This is a genomic window from Tenggerimyces flavus (assembly GCF_016907715.1).
In the GTDB taxonomy this organism is placed as follows: domain Bacteria; phylum Actinomycetota; class Actinomycetes; order Propionibacteriales; family Actinopolymorphaceae; genus Tenggerimyces; species Tenggerimyces flavus.
This window is the reverse complement of record NZ_JAFBCM010000001.1, coordinates 1,956,231-1,978,814: the sequence shown is the minus strand read 5'-3', so window position 1 is coordinate 1,978,814 and position 22,584 is coordinate 1,956,231. Positions and strand designations below refer to the sequence as shown.

The window sequence follows — 22,584 nt, the reverse complement described above, 5'->3', positions numbered from 1 at the left end:
GATCGGCGAGCTGCGGAGGGGCGGCGCAACGTGACGACAGCGAGCGGCCAGGGCAACCAACCCAGACCCCCGGGGCGGCGCTGGCTCGACGTGCTCGAGATCCTCACCGTCGCGGCCGTCGTTCTCGGCGGCATCGTGATCGCCGTCCTCGACATGTTCGACGTGCTCGACCCGACCAGCGCGGGCGGGCTCCGGGAGAAGATCCCGGCGATCACGCTGCTCCTGCTCGGCCTGGTCGGCGGCCAATTGGCGTTCGAACGGTATCGCCAGCTCCGAAACTTGCAGGAAAACCTCGATACCAATCAGCAGCAGCTCGACACCGTGGCCAAGACCGTTCAGCAGCTCGGTCCGAAGCTCGAGCAGGTCCGCGACTCCGTCGCCATCCAGCCCGGCGACGCGCGGTTCGACTCAGCGCTGCGCGAAGTCAGCCTCGGGCTGCAGAGCGCGCTCAAGATCGACAACGACGTCTTCAGCAAGATGATCTTCCGGCACCTCGCCGGCTTCCGCGACCGCGTCAGCGAGTGGCGCGACGGCACGTTCCGTACCCGCGGCGAGGAGTACCACCGGCTGCTGCTCGACCTCTACCGCAGCGCCCAGACCAACGTCGTCTCCACCAGCGCCAGCGCGTACCAGGCCACCTGGCGCAGCACGCTCGGCGACCGGCTCCTCGCGGCGCACGCCACCGGCAAGGCCAAGGTCGAACGGATCTTCGTCTACAACCGGCGCGAGGAGATCACCCAGGACGCGGTCGAGGAAATGCGGCGCCAAAGTCGCGTCCGGAACGTCTCTATCTACGTGTACATCAAGGACGCCGACCCGTTCTTCCGCTTCCCCGCGGACGTGAGCGACGACTTCACCATGGTCGACGACGGCGAGGTCATCGGCACCACCCTGACGTTCGGGGACGAGAACAAGCTCACCGCGGCCTGGTACTTCCGCAACCCGCAGCAGGCAAGGAAGTTCAAGGAGATCGTCGACGCGCTACGCAGCGGCAGCAAGAGCCTCGCGGCGTTCGAAGCCGAAGCCCAGGCCCAGGCCGGCGAGGGCGAAGAGCCATGAGACTCGCGACCAGGCTGACCGAGGTCGTCCGGACGCCCGCCGAGCCGGTCCTCGACCTCGCTCGCGCGGAGGTCGCCAAGGCCGGGGCCGGCGGGTCGCACGTCCTCCGCTGGGGCATCGTCGCGGCGAACGACCGTACGTTCACCCTCGAGCTCGCCACTGCCGAGGACGCCGGCCCGGCCCGCCAGGTCGCGCGGACGGCCGATCCGGCGAGTGGTACGCCGGGCACGCACGTCGCGATGGTCGTCCCCACCGGGGTCGGCGCGGAGGTCGGCGGCTTCCTCGGCGACGCCGGGCCGTGGTCCCGCGTGCTCGAGTCGGTCGCGGACACCGTGATCGTGCACCCGAACGTCGTGAACGCGGCCGACTTCTACACCGGCGGCGACCGGTCGCTCTACGTCGACGGGCTCACGCTGGACGAGTTCTTCGCCGGCCGGGTCCGGCTCGCCCGCCGGCCACGTCCTCCTCGGGTCGGCGTGGTCTTGGATCAGCTCCCGCCTGCGTTGCACCGCCGGCTGGTCAACGCGGTCAACGCGATGCGTACGGTCGGCGGCGTCGACATCGCCGCGTACGCGACGTGTGCCGAGAAGGTGCGCGTACGCACCGAGCGATCGGCCGTCGGGCACTTCGTCGGGACGGTCGACAACCCCGAGGTGCTGTTCGCCGCGGTGGATTCGGTCGTCGGCGCGGGCGCGGAGGTGATCGCCGGCGTGTCCGCGATCACCGGCGCCGGCTCGGAGGCGGTCTTCGCCCACTACGACGGCCACGGCCCGAACCCGGTCGGCGCGATCGAGGCGCTGATCTCGCGGGCGGTCACCTGGCAGACCGGGCTGCCGTGCGCGCACGCGCCCGCGTTCGTCGAAGGCGTCGGCCAGCGTGACGAGATCATCGACCCGCGGGCCGCGGCGGAGGTTGCCTCGGGCACCGGACTTCCTTGTGTGCTTCAAGGTTTGCGCTTCACGCCGTCGGCCGCCACCGGCATCGGCGTGGCCGATCTGACGGCGGTGATCGTGCCGTTCTCCTGTGCTGGTGGGGCTCCCGCGATCGCAGCCGCGGACTTCGGCGTTCCGCTGATCGCCGTTCGCGGCAACGCCACGACCGTCGGGATCGGCGCCGATGTCCTCGCGCTGCCGTCGACCGTGGTGGTCGACGGCTACGCGGACGCCGTCGCGTACGTCGCCGCCCAGCGCGCCGGCGTGAGCTGGGCAGCGCTTTCCCATCCGACTGATTTGGTCACTGAATTTTGATTACTTGACCGCATGGCGGGAAGTTCCATCTGACGGCACACCGCCAAGGTGGCCTTGACCACTCGACAACCGGACCGCTTCACTTGGGCAACTCACCTGAGCCCCCGACAGTGAATCGGGAGGACCTGCGCATGGCAGTAGATCAGAGTGCGAGCGGTGGAGCGGCTTTCACCCCCACGCTCAACACCAGAAATCTTCCTGGCGTCGAAATCCGGGAGCTTCCACCTGCTCCGACGGGGTGGATGCGGATCATCGGCCCGGGACTCGTCGGCGCGGGAGTCGGACTGGCGTCCGGCGAGTTCGTCCTGTGGCCGTACATCGCCTCACAGGTTGGGCTGATCTTCTTGTGGGGCGCCGTGATCGGTGTCGGCGTCCAATGGTTCCTGAACATGGAGATCGAGCGGTACACGCTCGCGACCGGCGAGACAGCGCTGACCGGCTTCAGTCGCTACTGGAAGCACTGGGGTCTCGTCTTCGCGGTGATGACCTATCTCGGCAACATGTGGCCGGGCTGGGCAACGAGCTCGGCGACGATGATCACCTACATCACCGGCGGCAACGTCCAGGTGATCGCGATCGTCATCCTGCTGGTCTGCGCCGCGATCCTCACATTGGCGCCGATCGTCTACACCGCGCTGGAGCGCGTGATCCTGGTCAAGGTTGGCGCGATCGTGCTGTTCATCGTGATCTCGATCATCTACGCGATCAATGGCGACGCGTGGCGCGAGCTGGGCAACTCCGTCATGAACGGGCGGCTGCCGAGCGAGCTGGGCTTCGCGTTGATGCTCGGCGCGATCGCGTACGCCGGTGCTGGTGGCGGGCAGAACCTCTGCCAGAGCAACTGGATCCGCGACAAGAGCTTCGGCATGGGCAAGTACGTGCCGCGGCTGGTCAGTCCGGTGACCGGTAAGGCCGAAGCCGCGCCCTCGGTGGGGTACGTGTTCGAGCCGACGCCGCAGGCGATGTCGCGCTGGCAGGCGTGGTGGCGGTTCGCGAACGTCGAGCAGGCATCGACGTTCGTCCTCGTCACGGTGTTCACGATCGTGTTCATGTCGATGCTGGCGTTCTCGACGGTGTACGACCGGGCCGGCCTGGAGAACAGCATCAGCTTCCTGCAGATCGAGGGACAGGTGCTGCAGGAGACGGTCGGGCCCTGGTTCGGCTATCTGTTCTGGGTGATCGGCGCGTTCTCGCTGTTCGCCGCGACGCTGGGCATCCTCGACTACACCAGCCGGCTGGCGTCCGACGTCATCGCGACCGTGTACCTGCGCGGCTCGGACGTGTCGGAGAGCCGGATCTACTTCTGGCTGGTGTGGGGCATGGCCGCGTTCGGCTGCCTCATCCTGCTGCTGTTCACCCAAGCCCCGTTGGTGATGCTGGTGATCTCCTCGTGCATGGCCGGCATGCAGATGGCGATCTACGGCGGACTGCTCGTCTACATGAACAAGAAGGCGTTACCACCGGAGCTCCGGATCAAGCTGTTCCGAACAGTGGTGGTGATCGTGTCGGCCGCCTTCTTCGGCGTGCTCGGCGTGATCACGATCATCCAACAGATCCAGAAACTCGCCGCCGGCGGCTAACCCACCACGCGCCTGACCGGCTTGGGTCGGGGGCACCCTGGTCCCATAGGTTCGGACCAGGGTGCCCCCGACCCAGCCAGACCTTCCTCACACCAGCCACCTCGCCACGTTGGATGAAGGGCACCTTCATCCAAACCTATTGGATGAAGGTGCCCTTCATCCAAAGGCGAGCCATCCCTAGGCCAGGACGGCGACCGACTCGGCGGAGACCTCGTAGCGCAGAGGCTCTCCGCCGAGGAGGCGTTCGATCTCGCCGACCATCTCCGCGCCCTGGATCCGGTGGCTCTCGATCGTGTGGCCCGCGCTGTGCGGGGAGAGGATCGGCTCCGCCAGCTGCCGCCACTCGCTGTCCTCCGGCAGCGGCTCGGCGGGAAACACGTCGAGGGCCGCGCGGATCCGACCACTGTGCAGCTCCGCGAGCAACGCGTCGCCGTCGACGAGCTTTCCCCTTGCGCTGTTCACGAACAGCACGCCGTCCCTGAGCAAGGCAAGCTCGCGGGCGCCGATCATGCCCTCGGTCTCGGGCAGCAGCGGAACGTGCAACGACACCACGTCAGAGCGAAGCAACAACGTGTCGAGGTCGACCAGCTCCGCACCCAGCCGCGCCGCCTCTGCGGCCGACAGCAGCGGATCCGTCACGAGAACCTCGCAGCCGAACGGCTTGAGCAGCTCGAGCACCGCGCGTCCCGTACGACTCGCGCCGACCAGCCCGACGACCTGCGAGCCGAGCAGCCGCCCGGGGAACGCGGTCCGCAGCTCGGTCCAGGTCTTGCCGTTCTTCAGCCCGTGGTCCAGCCGGTGCAGCTCGCGCAGACTCGACAGCATCTGCAGAATCACCAACTCCGCAACGGACTCCGCGATCACTGCCGCTGCCTGCGCGACCCGTACCTGCCGCCCGACGGCGTCCTGCGGGAGCAGGTTGCGGATGCTGCCCGCCGTATGCGCGATCAGCCGCAACGAGGGCGACACGTCCAGCACGTCCTGCTCGAGCCGCGGCGTCCCCCACCCGGTGACACACGCGACGGCACCGTCCAGCAGCGCGGCGAGATCCCAGCTCGAAGCGGGGCCCTCCGCGTACCGGACCTCGGCGAGACCGGCGAGCCGCGAGGCGGTCTCCGCGGAGAACACCAGCTGTTTGGTCGCTTCCGTCAACAGGACAGTGACAACGGGCATGAAGCGGTCCTCCGGTTCAGAGCTGGCTGGGATGGACGACGATCTCCGAGACGTGCGCGCGCTCGGGCAGGCTCATCGTCGCGACGCAGAGCTCGGCGATGTCCTCGGGCTGCAACGCCTTGGCCAGTTCCTCCTTCGTGGGAGGAACGGGCCGCTGCTCGACGAGCGCGGTGTCGGTCAGGCCGGGATAGATGACAGTGACGCGGACGCCGTTCCCACGCTCCTCTTCCATCGTGCCGAAAGCGAGCGCGGCGACTCCGGCCTTGCTGGCTTGGTAACCGACGCCCGAGCGGTCGGGCCGCTTGGCGGCCACCGACGAGACGTGGATCAGCAGTCCGTTCTGCTGCTGGCGGAACGTCGGCAGGGCGGCCTGGGTGAGAACGTACGCCGCGTCCAAGTTGACCGAGATCAGGTTGCGCCAACCGTCGGACGAAAGGTCGGTGAGCGCACGCTGCTTGACGTTCGTGCCGACACAGTTGACGAGAACGTCGACCCGCCCGCATGCGTCAACAGCTTCTAGCACTGCCCGTCCAGCCTGAGTCGCGTCGGTGGCGTCACCGGCGACGAACGTCGCGTCGAGCTGCTTCGCCAGAGCCGCGAGCTCCTGCTCGCGGCGGGCGAACAACGCGACCTTCGCACCGCCGGCTGCGGCCGCGATGGCCGTCGCCCGACCCATGCCGCTGCTCGCACCAGCGACGAGAACGACCTTGCCAGCAAGGCTCATCGGGCCGCCTCCAGCACGCGCTGGACGAAACGGAGGTCGGTACGAGTCTGGTCGAGCACCTGCCCGTACGGCAGCTCGTAATGGCTGTGGAACGTCAGCAGCCCGTCGAACTCGCCGCCGGCAAGGTGGGCGAGGATATCCGCCCACGGCACCATGCCGTCCGCGAGTCCGAGCCAGTCGGACGCCCAGCGCCGCTGCCCGGTTTCGTCAACGCTGGCAGGGAACCAGCCGCCGTTCTTGACGCCGACGGCCACGAGCCACGGCTTCAGCAGGTCGAGGGTGAGCCGCCAGTCCTCGCGGCCGCTCTGGACCGTCTGGTTGCCAGGATCGGGATAGGCGGCGACCCGTTGCGGATCGCGGCCCTCCAGCAGGACACGGGTCGAAGCACCGGACGCGTGGATCGTGCCGCCGTGCAGCTGGATCGCGAGCGTCACGTTCGCCTTCTCCGCAAGGGAAGTCAGCTGGTCGAGGTGCTTGCGAGCCTCGTCGAGCACCTGCTCGTACGGCCGGCTGCCGTCGTACTTCCAGTAGCCGAGCCTGACCACGCCGATGCCGGCGTTGGCACAGGCTTGCAGCACTTGCTCGGCGGGGAGTGCGGAAGGGTCGGTGAGGTCGGTCGTCGCCATCGGTACGGATTGCCCATGCTGCTTGAGCTTCTCGACCGCCTGCGGGAGCTGCGTGGCGGCCTCGCCAGGCGCAACCGCGAACCCGTCGCGGATCAGGAGGTCGATGCCGTCGAAGCCTAGGTCGTTCGCGACCTGGCCGATCTCGTCGATGGGTCGGTCCCCGAAGAGCTTCGTGAACAGCACGTTCCGCACTAGGTCTCCCGTCGAGTGGTGGAGCCGCGAACAATGAGCGTGGGCGCGAGGATCGTCTGCGGTGGTGGTTCGGTGGCGACGCCGCGGATCACGTCCATCGCGAAGCGCGCCATCTCCTCCAGGGGTTGGCGAACGGTCGTCAGCGGCGGGTTGAACAGCGGCGCGAGTACCAGGTCGTCGAAGCCGACGACGGACACCTCCGGCGCGGGCGTACCAGCGTCTCGGAGCGCGGAGCAGGCGCCCATCGCGTACATGTCGTTGATCGTGACGACGGCCGTCGGTGGCTGCTTCCCGGCGAGCAACGCGGCCATGCCGTCGTGGCCGAGCTGGGCGCTGACGACGTCGCCGAAGCCGGCGGTCTCGTCGGCCCAGACCAGGCGCGGGTCGAACGCGAGCCCGGCGGACTCGAGCGCCTGCCGGTAGCCCGCGAGGCGGCGCTTACGGCTGACGGTGGCGATGGCGCCGGAGAGGAAGCCGATGCGTTCGTGGCCGAGGTCGATGAGGTGCTGCGTGGCGATGCGGCCGCCCTCGAAGTTGTCGACGCTGATGCTGTGCAGGCCTTCGGGATCGCGGGGTTGGCGTTCGCGGTCGAACGCGACGAGGCTGAGGCCCTTGCTCATCACGGCCTGCAGGTGGTCGAGGCTCGGCAGGCTGGTGGCAAGAACGACGGCGCGGACGCCGCTCGCCCAGAGCTCGTCGACGTAGCTGCGCTCGCGGTCGGGGTCGCGTTCGGAGTTGCAGAGCAGCACCTGCAGGCCATGGCTCAGCGCCTCGGCCTCGAGCACGCGGGCGAAGCCGCCCCAGAACGGGTTGGCGACGCTCGGAACGACGAGCCCGACCAGCTGGGCTCGTCCGGTTCTGAGCTGCCTGGCGACCCGGCTCGGCCGGTAGCCGAGCTCGTCGATGGCCCGTTCGACGCGCTGCCTGGTCCGCTTGCGCATCCGGCCGTCGCGCCCGTTGAGCAGGTTCGACACCGTACTCGGCGACACCTTCGCGGCGTCGGCGACGTCGCGGATGGTGACTTCCCTCTGCACGGCTCTCCCTCGGCGCGCTTGTGTAACGTTGCACAAGTGTAACGTTGCACTCGCCTCCTGGACTGGCTTCTGTCCGGTTGCGGCAAGAACGTCAGTCGCGCCGCAGGATCGCCGACGGTGAGACGCGGGCGGCGAACAGGCCGGGAACGACACTGGCGGCGAGGCCGATCGCCAACGCGGCAAGGACGATCGCCAACGTCCACTGCACGGAGACCGCCGGCAGCGGCGGGATGCCGAGGTCGCGAGCGAAGCCCTGCCAGGTGAGGCGTCCGAGCGCGATGCCGAGGGGAACGCCGGCAACCAATCCGGTGCCGATGATCACCAGCGACTGCCACCGCAGCGTGGCGCGCAGCTGCGGGCCGGTGGCGCCGAGCGCGCGGAGCAGCGCGAGCTCGAGACGGCGGGTCCGAACCGCCAGTCCGACGGCGAGTGTCAACGCGACGGCCATGGCGAGGGCGACGAGCGAAGCGAGCAGCACCGGAGCCGACCGCAACGCGGCGACGTCGGCGATCTGCGCCGGACGCACCGGCTCGTGGAGCACGACCGGGCCATAGTCGTACAGGTCCCACGCCCGCAGATCACCAAGCTGGGCAAGGAATCGGGACGCGTCGACCCCGGGACGCAGGTCGACGGCCACGAAGCTGCCGACTCCCGCCAGCAGCTGGTCCGGAGTGACGCCAGCGGCCTGCGCGGCCTCGACGTGCATCTCCTCGATGAACGAGGCCGGAAGCCACATCCCCGTGCCCAGCCCGGCCCGGTCGGAGTAGATCGGTCCCACCGGTGGCAGCACGACGAGCCCGGTCACCGTTCCGGTCCGCCTCAGCTCCCCGACGTTCATCGCCACGGTGTCCCCGATCGAGATGCCGAGGCGCGCGGCGGTCCCGGCGCCGAGGGCGAGCTCGTCCGGCCCGGATGGCCGCCGTCCCTCCACCACCTCGAGCGGAACCCGACCGGAGCCGGACCGTTCGCCGACGAACGGGACCGACTCGCCGTCGACGATCGCCGAGCCGAGACCCACCACGCTCCAGGCCGCGACCTCGGGACGGTCGAGAGTCTCCGCGATGACAGGCTCGTTCGCCCCACCGTAGCCCGAGCCGACGAGCATCGCGGCGTCGTACGACCAACCGAACCGCGCGGGTGTGGTGACGACGTTCGTCAGGTTCGTCCCGAACACCACCGAACCGACCACCACACCCACCGCCGCGACCGCGGCGCCGAGCAACGCGATCGCCGCTGTTCCGCCGAGGGCGGCGCGGACCCCGAGCGCGAACGGGACGTCGCCCGTACGGGCTGCCGCGGCGGCCGCCGCTCCCTCCCGCACGACCCCGGGCGTCGACGTCGCCTCCGCCGCGACGTACGCGGCCGCCGCGACGGCTCCACCCAGCAAGAGCAGAAAGCCCAGGACGAGAGGACCGACGACCATCGGCACCAGCACGAACGCGGGGCGTGGCGCGAGCAGGCGCGCGCTCGCGACCGGCCCCACCGCGGCACCGAGCCACGCCACGAGCACCGCCCCGGCGACGCCGACCGCCACGGCGGCAAGGAGCGGCGCGCCGAGGGCGACCGCTCGCTGGCTCCGCGTGGCACCCAGCTGCTGCCAGACGGAGGGCGCCGGCTGCTTCCGCCGTACCATCCGCAGCAGCGTGAGGACGGCCAACGCCAAGGTGGCGCAGCCGGCCGCGATCCCGAGCAAGCGCAGGGCCGTGACCGACGGTGCCAGCGAACGCGCGACTCGTACCTTCTCCTCGGCCGCGACCGCGGGCACGACATAGAAGTTCGGGTAGAACTCCTCCGCGTCGGTGCCCTTGACGGCCGCGGGCAATCGTGCGTTCTCCTTGCTAGCAAGGGCTTCCAGGAGCTGGCCCACCCGGGCGACGCCGGCGTTCCCGGCCGACAGCCGCAGCGAGTAGTAGCGGTACATCGCCGCACAGTCGGACGGCCAGAACTCCCCGCGCAACTGGTCGAAGGTTCGTTCATCGTCGACTGCCGGCTGCTTCGGCGTGCAGTCGTACGGACCGGCGACCTCCGGCGTCACGAGCACCTGCCCGCGCGGGAACAGCTCGTCGGCGAGCACCTCGTTCGCAAAGACGCCGATCCCGACCACCCGGACCTCGGCCCGGCCGATCGGTGCGATGACCTCGGTCGGCCTGGTGGAGTGGCTGTCGGCGTCGCTGATCGGCCAGAACGCGAGCGGGAGGGTGTCGCCCAGCCGCAGGTCCATGGCCTCGGCGAGCTCGAGGTTGACGAACGCCTCGGCACCGCCCCGGATCATCCGCCCCTCGTGGACGACGGGCCGGTCCATGCTGACGTACCGGCCGTCCGGGGAGTAGCGGACCTGAACGGGATGGCGGAGATCTCGCGGTGTCCGCGGAGCTCCCGTGTCGACCGTCGCGGCCAGCAGCGTGTCGGTGGTCACGTCGACGACGCCGGGCGTTGCCGGGATGGCGCTGGCGATGCGGTCGGTGATCACGCTGGGGTTGACGACCAGCTCACTCACCTCGGCGTCGCGCAGGTACGTCTCGTACGCGTGCTCCGTTCGCCAGGACGCGGTGAGCGCTGCCGTCGCCGTTCCCAGCCCGAGGGCGACCAACAGCGCCAACCCGCCGAGCGCGGCCAACCGCCCCCGGGCACTGATCCGGGCGAGCAGGAGAACAGCCGGCATACCAGGACGCTAGGTCGTGGCCCGGAACTTTGTGAAGGTGAGGAGACCGGACTCGTCCGGGGTGCTACCACCCCGTGAGCGGGCCCGGCCAACCACGCACGCCATAGACTGGGGCCGTTGACCGAATTCGTCTGACGTCTCGCGCACCCGAGGGGGCTCGCCCGTGGAGATCGTCCGCTACGCCGACCGCACGGATCGCCAGGTCAGGGTTGGTCTGCGCACCGATGAGGGGGTGCGCCAGCTCCCGGTGACGGAGCTCGCCGAACTCCTCCGGCTGTCGCTGGGCGAGCTCCGCGACACGCTGGAGAAGCCCGGCGACCTGGTCTCCGACCCGTTCCTGCTGCCGCCGATCGACGGTCGCACCGAGCTGTGGGCGTCCGGCGTGACGTACGAGCGGTCGCGGGACGCCCGCGTCGAGGAGACCACCGAGAAGTCGGTGTACGAACGCGTCTACGACGCCGAGCGGCCCGAGCTGTTCCTCAAGGCCGTCGCCTGGCGGGTCGTCACCGACGGCGAGCCGGTCGCGATCCGGGCCGACTCCGGACTCGATGTCCCCGAGCCCGAGTTCGGCGTGGTCGCCAACAGTGCCGGGGAGATCGTCGGGTACGTCGTCTGCAACGACATGAGCTCGCGCTCCATCGAGGGCGAGAACCCGCTCTACCTTCCGCAGGCCAAGATCTACGCCGGTAGCGCCGCGATCTCCACCGGCATCGTCCCCGCCTGGGAGGTCGCCAACCCGCTCGACCTCGCTATCGCGCTCGAGGTCGAGCGCGGCGGCGCGACCGCGTGGCGCGGGGAGACGAGCACCGCGCGCATGCACCGTACGCCGGACGACCTCGTCGACTACCTGTTCCGCGGCGACGCGTTCCCCGACGGCGCGATCCTCTCGACCGGCACGGGCATCATCCCCGAGCTGTCGTTCACCTTGCGGGACGGCGATGTCGTCTCGATCTCCATCGCCGAGGTCGGCACATTGACGAACCGCGTCACCGTCGGCAAGGACCCGCTCGCCTGGCTCGTCACCGCACTCTCCGATCCGTTCGCCCGGGAGGCCGCCCGATGACCACCGAACCCACGACGCCCGACGCGCTCGCCGCGATCCTGGAGAACGCCGCGGCGGCCGCGAAGCCGCTCGGCGACCTCCGTCCGGCCGAACGTGGCGCGCTGCTGCGCGCCGTCGCCGACGCGCTCGACGCGGCGGCCGACGAGCTGGTGCCGCTCGCGATCGAGGAGTCGCACCTCACCGAGCAGCGGCTGCGGGGCGAGCTGACGCGGACGACGTTCCAGCTGCGGCTGTTCGACGAGACGCTGAACGAGGGCTCGTACCTCGAGGCCACGATCGACCACGCCGACCCCGACTGGGGGATGGGACCGCGGCCGGACCTGCGACGCTACCTCGTACCGCTCGGTCCGATCGTGATGTTCTCGGCGAGCAACTTCCCGTTCGCGTTCTCGGTCTGCGGCGGCGACACGGCTTCGGCTCTGGCGGCCGGCTGCCCGGTGATCGTCAAGGCGCACTCGGGTCACCCGCGGCTGTCGCAGCGCGTCGGCGAGGTCGCCAAGGCCGCGCTGGCCGCCGCCGGTGCGCCGGTGGGAACGCTCGACGTGGTCGTCGGCACGGAGAACGGCAAGACCGCGCTGCTCGACCCGCGGGTGAAGGCGGGCTCGTTCACCGGGTCCATCCCGGGCGGGCGCGCGCTGTTCGACCTCGCGTCGTCGCGGCCCGAGCCGATCCCGTTCTATGGCGAGCTGGGCAGCCTCAACCCGGTCTTCGTCACGCCGGGTGCGGTGAAGGCACGCGGTGAGGAGATCGCGACCGGGTACATCGGCTCGTACACGTTGGGGGTTGGGCAGTTCTGCACGAAGCCTGGCCTGCTGTTCGTTCCCGCCGGGCACGGGCTCGACGAGCTGATCGTGAGCACGGTCGCGGCGTTGGAGCCGGCGCCGCTGCTGAACCCGCGCATCCGGTCCGGGTATGACGAGGTGCTCGACAAGCTGACCGCTGTCGCCGGGGTGTCGGCGGTCGTGGAAGCTTCCGTCCAGGATGGGCTTTCGGTCGGACCGACGCTTGTCAAGACGTCGTTGACGAACCTGCTGGCAAACGCGGACACGTTACTCGAGGAGTGCTTCGGCCCGACGTCGATCCTCGTCGAGTACGCGAGTGTGTCCGAGCTCGAAGAGGCGGCGAAGGCGTTCGGTGGCAACCTCACCGCGACGATCCACGCGGAGCCGGAGGAGGCGGACTCGCTGCACGCGTTGCTCGCGGTGCTGCGCGATCGTGCTGGCCGGCTGTTGTTCAACGGCTGGCCGACGGGCGTGTCGGTGACGTACGCGATGCAGCACGGCGGTCCCTGGCCGGCGACGACGGCGTCGATCCACACGTCGGTCGGGACGTCCGCCATCCGCCGCTTCCTGCGGCCGGTGTCGTACCAGAGCATGCCGCAGGAGCTGCTGCCCGAGGCGTTGCGCGACGAGAACCTTCTCGGCATCGTGCGCCGCGTCAACGGCCAGTTGACGCTGCCGTAGCGGTGTCGGTGCAACGGAAGGTCACGTCGTTCGTCACCCGCGGCGACGGGCTCGGTCGCGAGCTACTGGTGTTCTGGCACGCCGGCTCGGGCGTCCAGGTACCGGCGGGCACGGTCGAGCCCGGCGAACCCTTCGAGGCTGCGGCGATCCGCGAGGCCGCCGAGGAGACGGGCCTCGATGGCCTCGAGCTCGTTCGCTCGCTCGGCGTCCAGTCGATCGACTTCCCCGAAGGCCGGGCCGCCCTGGTCCGCAAGGAGTACCTCCGCACGGCACCAGCCGGCCCGGAAACGTCGTGGCCGCTCACGAACTCGGTCGTCGACGTCGTCGCCCAGGCCGACGGCTTCACGCGGATCGTCTACGCCGAAAGGGATATCGACGTCGAGGACGGCCTGGAGTACGCGCGCTTCGAAGGCTGGGTGCCCTCATCTGCACTTGCCAGCAAGCAGGAACGCGCGTTCTACCACTTCCGGACGACGAAGCCGTCGCCCGAGGAGTGGAAGCAGCTGGAGAACGGCATCTTCGAGTTCCACCTCCGCTGGGAACCCCTCCACCCCAAGCCCACGGTGCTCGTCGCCGGACAGCAGGACTGGCTCGACACGTACCACTCGGCCCTCACCAGCTGACCGGCCTGCCCGCCGATGATCAGGTTTACACGGCGAATGGGAACTTCACACGGCGTCTACCCCACGTAGAGCGGCCAAATGATCATGTTTACATGATCATTGGCCCAGGGGCGGCGGGTCGAGCTTCCATTCGAGGATGCCGCCGGAGACGTTGGGTTGGAGCTGGACCTCGAGGCGCAACCCCGACGTTGTCACCTGGTCGAAGGTCACCTCGTTGTAGCGGTCCCTGTCCACGCCGTACGCCGAAGCGCCCGTCACTGACACCCACGAGTCGTCCGCCAAGGAGAGCACGCGCCAGCTGGCTGGGACTCGGCACGCGCCGAGGCCGGTGTCGTCGAACCAGTAGACGGACACGCCGGACACCGAACGTGGCGTGGCGAAGGAGTACTGCACCCACTCGGCCGTTCCGACGTGGTCCCACCAGGTCAGCCGCGGGATCGTGTGGTCGTTCGACGACGACGGCTCCACCCCGTCGTTCAACGCGTCCACCGAGTCGCCGCGCCAGCAGTGTGACGCCGTCGCGAGGTCGGGCACCCGCCACTCGACCCCATCGGGGCCCAGTCGCGGGAACGTCGTGATCCGCAGCCGCGCCGCGCCCATCGGGATCAGCCTCACCTCGGTCTCCGGCTCGGTCGACAACGCCGGCGACTGCTGCAGCGGTCGAACGACGCCCTCCGGATCCGCCTGCCAGCCAGGGAGAAGCCGCGCCCGCACGGACAGTTCCACAGGCGTTCCCGCCGGTGTGAACGGGTTGACGCCCTCGGTCGACCGCCGACGCTGCCGCACCCGCACACCACGCCCAGCCTCCGGACCAGAAGCCAGCGCGAGCCCGTAGTTCCACGGCGACTCCGGAAACACCTGCAGCCCCGGCGTCGGCTCGGTGCCCGCGTACGACTCCCACCGCTCAGCGATCGCCAGCGAGTACGTCAGCGGCCCGCGATCCACCGACACCGCGTCGCCCTGCGCGGCCCACGTCCGCACCGACGTACTCATCGGCAGCCGCAGGCTCACCCGGTCGCCGGGCGCCCACGTCCGCACAACGCGTGCGTACGACCCCGCGGCAGCATCGACCGACACCTCAGCGCCATTGACGCGCACCGATGCCTCGGAGCACCACCCCGGAATCCTCAACCACAGTGGGAACTCCACCTCCCGCGACGGCGTGATCACGAGGTCGACGGTCTCCAGGAACGGGTAGTCAGTGTCCGCCACGACCCGCACCGACACCCCGTCGGCAACGACAGCCGACACCTCCGACGCCGCGTACATCGACGCGCACAGCCCGCCGTCCGGCGTCGACAGCCACAGCTCCTCGGCGAAGTACGGCCAGCCCATCCCGTAGTTGTGCGGGCAGCACCGGTACGCCACCGGCTCGTTGTGGATGCCCGGAAGGTAAGCCAGCAAGGGGAAATAGTTCTCGAACTGACCGCGCGTCTTCAACGCGTCGTCCAGCTGCACGCAGTTCGCGCAGGTGACGTAGTGGATCAGCTTCCCGTCCGGATCGAGCGACGCCGGCAGCGAGTTGAACGCGAGCTCCTCACACCGATCCGCCCACACCGGATCGCCGGTGAGGCGAGTCAGCAGCTCGAACGAGTGCATGAACTCGACGATCCCGCACGTCTCGAAGCCCTGCCGCGGATCGTCGTACCCCGGCCGCGAGTTCTCGTCACCAGCGAAGCCGCCGCCCGGGAACTGCCCGTACTGCCGCATGATCGTGTCGTAGTTGCGGTACGTCGCCGCACGCAGCGCGGGATCCGACGCGAGAACGCCGTACTGCAAGGGCTCGCGGAATCCCTGCGCCAGGTTGACGTTGTGCCAGTTCGGGATCCCGCTGACGTAGTCGGCCGAGCCCTCGTGGACCTTCCGGGCCAGGTCGAGCAGCCACGCGTCGCCGGTCCGGTTGTAGAGCCAGAAAATGCTGTCGAGGTTGTCGCCGCAGCGGAACGAGCCCCAGCTGCGCCCGAACACCTCGGCGGGCTGGGCGTTCTGGAAGCGGAAGTAGCTCGTGAGGAACGCGACGATGCGGTCGTCGTCGTGGTATTCGGCGAACGAGCGCAGCACGTTCAGCAACGGCATGTGCGGCCAGAAGTCCGGTCCGCCCTCGAGCGACGTCCGCAGCCGCGAGGGGCCGAAGAAGCCATCGGGCGCCAGCGTCGCGAGGATTCCCTCGACCCACTTGCGGGTCAGCGCCAACACGCGTTCGTCGCCGGTCGCATACCCGAGGTTGCCGAAGCCTCGCAGCCAGTACGGCAGTTCCTCCCAAGCCGCCTTGTCCGAGTCGACCCAGCCGTTCGTCTCGTAGACCAGGTAGTCAGAGAGGTCCGGCAGCCGCCCGTTCAGCCCCTCCAGCTGGAGCTCGAGTTGCTGACGGAGCCAGCCGCGCGGCTTGATGCTGCCCGGCGGCAGCTTGGCGAACGCCGCCGGCGCCAGCGGTGCGCGGTGGGGCACGTACGTGGAGCCGGCGCCGAGCGCAACCGGCGCGAGTGGTGCGCGACTGGGCGCGTCCGTGGAGCTGGTGCCGAGCGCCGGCCGAGTCTGCGACAAGACGATTCCTCCTGCTATGGCAGCGATCCCACTGCCCAAGAATGCCCTACGTTCCATGGCTCCCCCGTGTCTGCGCGTCAGTTCTTGATGCCGGTCAGCGTGACTCCTTCGATGAAGTAGCGCTGCAGGAAGAAGAACAGCGCGATGATCGGCGCGATCACCGCCGCCGACGCCGCCATCAAGTAGCCCCATTGCGCGGTGTAGACGCTCTGGAACGACGCCAGTCCGAGCGCGAGCGTGTACTTGCTCTCGTCGTTCAGGTAGAGCAGCGGGCCGAGGAAGTCGTTCCACACGCCGATGAAGGTGAAGATCGTGACGACGATCAGGGCCGGCCTCGACAGCGGCAGCACGATCGTCCAGAACACCTTCCACGGCGACGCGCCGTCGATGTACGCGGCCTCGTCGAGCTCGAACGGGATCGTGAGGAAGAACTGTCGCAGCAGGAACACGTTGAACACCCCGCCGCCAGCCCCGGCGAACCACGCGGGAACGGTGAGCGGGGCGATCGTGTTGAGCGCGCCGAGCTCGCGCCACATGACGAACGTCGGGATCAGCGTCACCGCGTACGGCAGCATCACGCTCGTCAGCAGGATCCCGAACACCAGGTTGCGGCCGCGCCAGCGCAGTCTGGCGAAGCTGAACGCGGCGATCGAGCAGGTGAGGACCGTACCCAGCACGACGACGACCTCGATCACCATCGTGTTGATGAAGTACGCCAGGAACGGCTGGGCGGTGAGGGCCTCGGGAAAGTTCGTCCAGGCGAACGGGCTGGGGATCCACTCCGGTGGCGCGATGAAGATCTGGTTGTCGGTCATCAGCGCGCTGCGGATCAACCACACGAACGGGACGACGGTCGGGATCGCGCCGACAACCAGCGCCGCGTAGAGCAGGATCCGACCGGCTCGCTTGCGCTGCGCGTTCCTCGGGTTGCCGAGACCGGCGGTCGGTGCGACTCTTCCGCCGCGTGGCGTGGTCGCGGTCTGCGCGCTCATCGGGCGCCCGCCATCTCGTAGTAGACCCAACGTCTGGCGTTCTGGAACAGCAGGAACGTGACCACCATGATCACCATGAACAGCACCCACGCCAGCGCGCTCGCGTAGCCCATCTCGCTCTCGGTGAAGGCGGTGCGGTAGAGGTAGAAGATGTAGAACAGGCTGGCGTTGTTCGGGCCGCCCTGCGTCATCACGTAAGCCTGGTTGAAGACCTGGAACGTGCCGATCACGCCGACCACGAGGTTGTAGAAGATCGTCGGCGTCATCATCGGCAGCGTGACGAACCGGAACCGCGCCCAGGTGCCGCCGCCGTCGATCGAGACCGCCTCGTACAGGTGTCTCGGGACGCCCTGCAGGCCGGCGAGGAAGATCACCATCGCGTTACCGAAGCCCCAGGTGCTCATGATGACGAGCGACGGGATGACGGCTGTCTCGCTGTAGATCCACTGCGAGGTGGGGAGGCCGCCCTGGCGGAGGGCCGAGTTGAGCAGGCCGAAGTCCGGGTTGAAGATCCAGAGCCAGAGAATCGCGTTCGCGATTGCGGGGACGAGGGTCGGCACGTAGTAGATCGTGCGCCAGAACGAGAGTCCGCGGACGCGCTGGTTCAGCAACAGGGCAAGGAAGAACCCGACGATGAGGATCAGCGGAACGGAGCCGAGCGTGTAGTACGTCGTGACGCTGAGGGACTTCCAGAACAGCTCGTCGCCAACCAGCCGTTCGTAGTTGTCGGCGCCCACGAACTTCGGGCTGGCACCGATCGTCCACTCGGTCAGACTGAAGAAGAACGACGCCAGCATCGGCCCGATCGTGAAGATGACGAAGCCGAGGATCGCGGGCAGCGCCATGAGAATGCCCCACCTGCGCTCCAGCCTGGTCTGGCCAGACAGCCGTTGGCGGGTCACCATGGGCGCGCTCCTCTCGCCGATCGTCACAGCTCCTGCGTCGGGTTCCAGCCCAGCAGGAGCTTGTCGATCTTCGGTGTCAGCTCCTTCAGCACGTCGGCCGCCGGGCGCTTGCCGGTCTGGATCTGTTGCAGCGCGGGGGTGAGGATCGTGTCGATCTTGTCCATGTTCTTCAACCGCTGGCTGAACACCGCCGCGGAGTTGTCGACCGTGTAGTCGATCACCGCGGTCTTGAACTCCGGTGGATGGACGTCGTTCTCCGCCCACTTCGCGATGAACTCCGGCTCGGTGTAGTACTTGCGCTCCAACGGCATCCAGAGCCCGTTCGAGTACAGGTCGACGTGAGCGGGGTCGTTGTGGAACATGAACAGCTCGACGGCCTCCTCCGGGAACTTGCTGTCGGAGAAGATCACCGACGCCCCGCCCATCGAGGCGGTCATCGGCTCGTCGTACGTCGGCAGCACGCCGATGCCGTAGTCGAGGTCGCTCTGCGACATGTCGAGCAGGATCCACTGTCCGTCGAACACCATCGCGATCCTGCGCGTCTGCAGCTGCACGTTCGACGGCGGCGCGCTGTCGCCGCCAGTCTGGGCGGGCGTGGGCGCGACGTGGTACTTGTAGATCAGGTCCTGCAGGTTCTGGAAGACCTCGATCGCCTCGGGCGTGTCCAGCAGGCACTTCTTCCCGGCCTCGTCGACGACGTCGACCCCGTTGCTGCGCAGCAGCCCGTACCACATGCCGGGGAACTCGATGTTGACGCTGACGCCGAACTGCTTGATCTGCTTGGGATCGAAGCCCGACTCGTCGGGGTGCTTGCCCTTCTGGTCGACGGTCAGCTTGTGCGCGTTCTCGACCAGCTGGTCCCACGTCCACGCCTTGTCCGCCGAAGCCGGCGGATGCTCCACGCCTGCGTCGTCGAGCGACTTCTTGTTGTACCAGAGCAGCATGACCTCGTTGGCGGTCTGCGTGCCGAACGTCTTGTCCTTGCCGTACCAGAAGTACGTGCCGGGCAGGCGCTCCGCGAGCCCCGGGTACTTGTCGAAGTGGTCGAACAGGTTAACGAGTTTCCCCTGATCGGCAAGGCGATACCCGATCGCCGAGCCCATGTACGCCACGTCCGGCGGGCGGTTGCTCGCGACCAGCGTGTTCATCTTCGTGTCGTACTCCTCCGGCGTGTACAGCGGCCGGACCGTGCTGCCCTCGTTCGCCTCCTCGAACTTGTCGAGCATGGCGTTGATGGCCTTCTGCTCGAACGTCGAACCCCAGTACATGAACTGCAGCTCGGTGCCACCACCAGACCCACCACCGCCACCCGAGCAGGCGGACAGCAGCGGCGCGGCGGTGGCGCCGAGGGCGGCGAGGCCGCCCAGCCGGAGCAGGTCACGTCGGTTCACCATGACGACCTCCTCACGCGAGCGGCAGCCACACCCTCATGGCGCGCCCGTCGCGGTTGTCCCACTGGAAGTACGGGATCGCAGTCGCGGTGACGGGCTCAGCTGTCAAGCCGTCGTTGCGCGACGTGGAGTACGGCCAAGCACTGTCCTCGTGCTGGAGCTTGCCTGCGTTCGCTTCGATGAGGACCGTTCGGCCAACACCAGCGAGATCTTCGGCGTCCCTGACGCGCAGCTCGGCGTCCGGCGCGAGAACGAGGTCCTCGACATCGGCGGACTGGTCGACCTGCTCGAAGCAGTAGACGAGCGGACCACGTTCCATCGCCACCGAGCCACGAACGGCGTCGATCCGGCGGTGCGGATGGACGAGACGCGGCGCGAGGTCGAGCTCGACGGTGATCTCGTCGCCGGGCTTCCAGGCGCGGGTGAACGTACGGTACGTCCCGGCGTCGTTCGCGCTGTCCCACTGCGGGATGCGCACGGCGAGCGTCCACTCGTCGTCGGGCGTCTCGTCGATCCGGATGCGGACCGTCCCGTTCCACGGGTAGTCGGTCTCGACGCTGAACTTGGCGGCGCCGGCCTGGACGGTGCCGGGAACGAACTGGTGCAGCTGGACGCCGGCATCGGAGGTCGTCGCGACGTAGTGGCCGAACGTCGCGACCAGCCGCATGATGTTCGGCGGGCAGCACGCACAGGAGAACCAGGGATTGCGGCGGCCAGGGTCGTCGCCCTCCAGGTGATCGGCGCGACGCTGCAGCGGGTTGACGTAGAAGAACCGCTCGCCGTCCGCCGAGGTCGAACCGGCGAACGCGTTGTACAGCGTGCGTTCGATCAGGTCGGCGTACCGAGCCTCGCCGGTCGCGAGCAGCAGCCGCCAACTCCAGTGGATGCTGGCGATCGCGGCACACGTCTCCGCGTACGCACGGTCCGGCGGCAGCTCGTACCGGTCGCCGAACGCCTCGTGCGAGTGCCGCGATCCCAGCGCGCCGGTGAGGTAGGTCTTCCGCGCGACCATGTCCTCCCAGCGCCGAACCGAGCACTCCAGCAGGGACTCGTCGCCGTTCTCGAGGTAGACGTCGACGACACCGGCGTCGAGATAGAGCTGGCGGACGGCGTGCCCGATCGCGGTGTCCGCGTCGCGTACGGGCAGGTGGTCCTGCAGGTAGTGCGCACCCATGCCGCTGCTGACGATCGCGCCCTTGCCGCGGTCGTCGATCAGCTTGCTGGCAAGGGAAAGGTACGGCTGGTGGCCGGTGAGGCGGTACAGCTCGACCAGCGCGGTCTCGATCTCGGGATGGCCGTCGATGCCGGGGTTGTCCCGGGTGAGGAACTCGTCGACGAGGTGGTCGGCGAACCGACGAGCGACCTCGAGCAGCTTGGCGCCGGCACCGACGCGGGCGGCCGCGACCGCGGCCTGGATGAGGTGCCCGGCGCAGTACATCTCGTGGCTGTACTCGAGGTGGTCGTACACCTCGTCCGGCTTGACCACCTGGTAGTAGGAGTTGAGATAGCCATTGTCCCGTTGGGCTTTCTCCAGGAGAGAGCCGACCTCGTCGACGAACGCGGTGAGGTCGTCGTCGGCGTTCACGGCAAGCGCCCAGGCCACGGCCTCGACCTGCTTGTAGACGTCGGAGTCCATGAACCGCGGCCCGCGGAACTCGCCCTGGGCGGTCCCGGCGGCGAGGCGGAGGTTGTGCAGGTTGCCGGCGGCCTCGAGCTGCTTCAGCCCGAGCGGGATGCTGGTCTGCTCGTTCAGCCGCTGCCACTGCGCCAGCGGTCCGGCCGTGAGAAGAACGTCTCGGACCCCGACCGGCCGGAGCGCGGCTTTGGCTTCGCTCGTGGGCACGGCTGGTCCGCTGACCTGGGCTTCCGTCGTCATCGTCGAGCTCCCTCGGCGGGCTCGGAAACTTTCGGAATAGGTTTTCCTTCTGGCACGTTAGGAGCGCTACGGCACCACCGTCAAGGGCCGCGACCGAGATCGGAAACGGGCCGCGCCGTTGGCGGGCGGGGCAGGCCGTGTCGGGCAAATAGCGCCGGCCTTCCGAAGGAAGGGGTCGCGCGGCGCCCCGCGCCCGTATGGGCGTGGTGCAGGAGGAACTCATACTGGTTGTATGGGTGACGAGGTGCACCGCGGCCAGACGGGATGTGGGGTGTCGCGCGTCAGGCGATCTTTGCCCGACACGGCCTAGGCTGGGCCGGATCGGACGGTGGTTTCCGAGGAGGAAAAGCGTTGTCGGATTCGTACGCGGACGGGCGCGTCGCCACGATCCGGGACGTCGCGGCCAAGGCCGGCGTCTCGGTGGGAACGGCGTCCAAGGCGTTGAACGGTCGCGGCCAGCTGAAGGCCGCGACCCGCGCGCGCGTGGCGGCAGCCGCGCAGGAGCTGGGCTTCCGGCCGAACGACCTGGCGCGCGGCCTGCTCGCCGGCCGGACGTTCACCGTCGGCCTGATCACGAGCGATAGTTTCGGCCGGTTCTCGATACCGGTGCTGCTCGGAGCCGAGGACGCGCTGTCCGCCGGCCAGGTGTCTGTGTTCATGGCCGACACGCGCGACGACCCGATCCGCGAACGGCACCACCTGCAACGGCTGCTGGCCCGAAGGGTCGACGGCATCATCGTGACCGGCCGCCGGATCGAGCCGCGGCCGAGCATCGGGCACGACCTGCCGGTGCCCGTCGTGTACGCGATGCTCCAGTCCGCCGACCCGAACGACGTGTCGGTGATCCCCGACGACGCGGGCGGCGGGGAGCTCGCCGTTCAGCATCTGCTGGCGACCGGACGTACGTCCATCGGCCACATCACCGGACCGGACAGCTTCCTAGCCGCGCGCCAACGGGCCGACGGCGCCTCGAAGGTGCTGACCGCCAAGGGGCTGGAGTTCGCGGGCGGCTCGGTCCTGTTCGGCGAGTGGACCGAGCAGTGGGGCCGCCAGGGCGCGGACATCCTGCTCCGTTCCGCGCCGGACGTCGACGCGATCTTCTGCGGCAGCGACCAGATCGCCCGCGGCGTCGCGGAGACGCTGAGAGAACGGGGCAGAAGGATCCCCGACGACGTGGCGCTGATCGGATTCGACAACTGGGCACCGATGGCCGAGGGCTGCCGACCACCACTGACGACGGTCGACATGAACCTGTACGAACTGGGACAGGTCGCCGGCCGCCACCTGCTCGACGCCATAGAGGGACAGCTCACACACGGACTGCACACGTTGCCATGCCGTCTGGTCCTCCGGGAGTCCACCGGACCCGCGTGACCTGGCGAAAGACCAGGCCCCACTGGGATAAACCTCGACCTCGGTACCTGGCCGCA

17 protein-coding genes are annotated in these 22,584 nt (G+C 68.7%); 7 read left to right on the top strand and 10 right to left on the bottom strand.

Going from position 1 to position 22,584, the window contains the following annotated elements:
• Positions 1-30 precede the first annotated feature (30 nt).
• From JOD67_RS09125 to JOD67_RS09115, 3 genes are all read left to right on the top strand, one after another.
• Positions 31-1,059, top strand: coding sequence for a hypothetical protein (locus tag JOD67_RS09125; RefSeq protein ID WP_205116995.1), 1,029 nt, complete (start codon positions 31-33; stop codon positions 1,057-1,059).
• Positions 1,056-2,306: a DUF3326 domain-containing protein gene (locus JOD67_RS09120; protein ID WP_205116994.1), complete on the top strand. Its 1,251-nt coding sequence runs from the start codon at positions 1,056-1,058 to the stop codon at positions 2,304-2,306. Before JOD67_RS09125 ends, JOD67_RS09120 begins: the two co-directional genes overlap by 4 nt.
• 131 nt (positions 2,307-2,437) lie before the next feature.
• Positions 2,438-3,886: an Nramp family divalent metal transporter gene (locus tag JOD67_RS09115; protein ID WP_205116993.1), complete on the top strand. Its 1,449-nt coding sequence runs from the start codon at positions 2,438-2,440 to the stop codon at positions 3,884-3,886.
• Between the two features lie 177 nt (positions 3,887-4,063).
• Here JOD67_RS09115 and JOD67_RS09110 read toward each other — a convergent pair whose 3' ends face one another.
• The 5 genes from JOD67_RS09110 to JOD67_RS09090 all read right to left on the bottom strand — a co-directional run bounded on the left by JOD67_RS09110 (position 4,064) and on the right by JOD67_RS09090 (position 10,297).
• Entirely contained in the window at positions 4,064-5,059 is a 996-nt protein-coding gene (locus JOD67_RS09110) for a hydroxyacid dehydrogenase (protein ID WP_205116992.1), read from the bottom strand.
• 16 nt (positions 5,060-5,075) lie between these two features.
• Complete coding sequence (locus JOD67_RS09105) at positions 5,076-5,783, bottom strand: SDR family oxidoreductase (protein ID WP_205116991.1); 708 nt, start codon at positions 5,781-5,783, stop codon at positions 5,076-5,078.
• Positions 5,780-6,601, bottom strand: coding sequence for a sugar phosphate isomerase/epimerase family protein (locus tag JOD67_RS09100; protein ID WP_205116990.1), 822 nt, complete (start codon positions 6,599-6,601; stop codon positions 5,780-5,782). Before JOD67_RS09100 ends, JOD67_RS09105 begins: the two co-directional genes overlap by 4 nt.
• Entirely contained in the window at positions 6,601-7,635 is a 1,035-nt protein-coding gene (locus JOD67_RS09095; protein ID WP_205116989.1) for a LacI family DNA-binding transcriptional regulator, read from the bottom strand. Before JOD67_RS09095 ends, JOD67_RS09100 begins: the two co-directional genes overlap by 1 nt.
• Positions 7,636-7,726: 91 nt before the next feature.
• On the bottom strand, positions 7,727-10,297 hold the full coding sequence (locus JOD67_RS09090) for an FtsX-like permease family protein (RefSeq protein WP_205116988.1): 2,571 nt from the start codon (positions 10,295-10,297) through the stop codon (positions 7,727-7,729).
• A gap of 163 nt (positions 10,298-10,460) precedes the next feature.
• Between JOD67_RS09090 and JOD67_RS09085 the strand changes: the two genes are divergently transcribed.
• From JOD67_RS09085 to JOD67_RS09075, 3 genes are read left to right on the top strand one after another with little or no spacing between them, the layout of a single operon-like run.
• A complete protein-coding gene (locus tag JOD67_RS09085) occupies positions 10,461-11,360 on the top strand; it encodes a fumarylacetoacetate hydrolase family protein (protein ID WP_205116987.1) in 900 nt (299 codons plus the stop codon).
• Positions 11,357-12,823, top strand: coding sequence for an aldehyde dehydrogenase (NADP(+)) (locus JOD67_RS09080; protein ID WP_205116986.1), 1,467 nt, complete (start codon positions 11,357-11,359; stop codon positions 12,821-12,823). The genes JOD67_RS09085 and JOD67_RS09080 overlap by 4 nt, the downstream gene beginning before the upstream one ends.
• 2 nt (positions 12,824-12,825) lie before the next feature.
• The gene (locus JOD67_RS09075) at positions 12,826-13,446 is read left to right on the top strand and encodes an NUDIX domain-containing protein (RefSeq protein WP_205116985.1); all 621 of its coding nucleotides are present in this window, start codon (positions 12,826-12,828) and stop codon (positions 13,444-13,446) included.
• A 96-nt stretch (positions 13,447-13,542) separates the two neighbouring features.
• On the opposite strand, the gene JOD67_RS09070 is transcribed toward JOD67_RS09075, so the two are convergent.
• The 5 genes from JOD67_RS09070 to JOD67_RS09050 all read right to left on the bottom strand — a co-directional run bounded on the left by JOD67_RS09070 (position 13,543) and on the right by JOD67_RS09050 (position 21,154).
• Positions 13,543-15,990 carry a beta-L-arabinofuranosidase domain-containing protein gene (locus JOD67_RS09070; protein ID WP_239553779.1) on the bottom strand — a complete coding sequence of 816 codons (2,448 nt, stop codon included), beginning with the start codon at positions 15,988-15,990 and terminating at the stop codon, positions 13,543-13,545.
• Positions 15,991-16,067: 77 nt separating this feature from the next.
• Positions 16,068-16,982 carry a carbohydrate ABC transporter permease gene (locus tag JOD67_RS09065; RefSeq protein WP_205116983.1) on the bottom strand — a complete coding sequence of 305 codons (915 nt, stop codon included), beginning with the start codon at positions 16,980-16,982 and terminating at the stop codon, positions 16,068-16,070.
• Positions 16,979-17,887: a carbohydrate ABC transporter permease gene (locus JOD67_RS09060; protein ID WP_205116982.1), complete on the bottom strand. Its 909-nt coding sequence runs from the start codon at positions 17,885-17,887 to the stop codon at positions 16,979-16,981. The genes JOD67_RS09065 and JOD67_RS09060 overlap by 4 nt, the downstream gene beginning before the upstream one ends.
• Before the next feature lie 23 nt (positions 17,888-17,910).
• The gene (locus JOD67_RS09055) at positions 17,911-19,281 is read right to left on the bottom strand and encodes an ABC transporter substrate-binding protein (protein WP_205116981.1); all 1,371 of its coding nucleotides are present in this window, start codon (positions 19,279-19,281) and stop codon (positions 17,911-17,913) included.
• Between the two features lie 10 nt (positions 19,282-19,291).
• The gene (locus JOD67_RS09050) at positions 19,292-21,154 is read right to left on the bottom strand and encodes a glycoside hydrolase family 127 protein (protein WP_205116980.1); all 1,863 of its coding nucleotides are present in this window, start codon (positions 21,152-21,154) and stop codon (positions 19,292-19,294) included.
• Positions 21,155-21,505: 351 nt separating this feature from the next.
• Here JOD67_RS09050 and JOD67_RS09045 point away from each other — a divergent pair, with 351 nt between their 5' ends.
• The gene (locus JOD67_RS09045) at positions 21,506-22,528 is read left to right on the top strand and encodes a LacI family DNA-binding transcriptional regulator (RefSeq protein ID WP_239553778.1); all 1,023 of its coding nucleotides are present in this window, start codon (positions 21,506-21,508) and stop codon (positions 22,526-22,528) included.
• Positions 22,529-22,584: the final 56 nt, after the last annotated feature.

Excerpts from the sequence above, each read along its gene's own strand:
- JOD67_RS09120 (WP_205116994.1), top strand. The coding sequence starts at position 1,056 with ATGAGACTCGCGACCAGGCTGACCGAGGTCGTCCGGACGCCCGCCGAG.
- JOD67_RS09060 (WP_205116982.1), bottom strand. The coding sequence starts at position 17,887 with ATGGTGACCCGCCAACGGCTGTCTGGCCAGACCAGGCTGGAGCGCAGG.
- JOD67_RS09050 (WP_205116980.1), bottom strand. The coding sequence starts at position 21,154 with ATGACGACGGAAGCCCAGGTCAGCGGACCAGCCGTGCCCACGAGCGAA.
- JOD67_RS09065 (WP_205116983.1), bottom strand. The coding sequence starts at position 16,982 with ATGAGCGCGCAGACCGCGACCACGCCACGCGGCGGAAGAGTCGCACCG.
- JOD67_RS09080 (WP_205116986.1), top strand. The coding sequence starts at position 11,357 with ATGACCACCGAACCCACGACGCCCGACGCGCTCGCCGCGATCCTGGAG.
- JOD67_RS09115 (WP_205116993.1), top strand. The coding sequence starts at position 2,438 with ATGGCAGTAGATCAGAGTGCGAGCGGTGGAGCGGCTTTCACCCCCACG.
- JOD67_RS09090 (WP_205116988.1), bottom strand. The coding sequence starts at position 10,297 with ATGCCGGCTGTTCTCCTGCTCGCCCGGATCAGTGCCCGGGGGCGGTTG.
- JOD67_RS09105 (WP_205116991.1), bottom strand. The coding sequence starts at position 5,783 with ATGAGCCTTGCTGGCAAGGTCGTTCTCGTCGCTGGTGCGAGCAGCGGC.
- JOD67_RS09110 (WP_205116992.1), bottom strand. The coding sequence starts at position 5,059 with ATGCCCGTTGTCACTGTCCTGTTGACGGAAGCGACCAAACAGCTGGTG.
- JOD67_RS09055 (WP_205116981.1), bottom strand. The coding sequence starts at position 19,281 with ATGGTGAACCGACGTGACCTGCTCCGGCTGGGCGGCCTCGCCGCCCTC.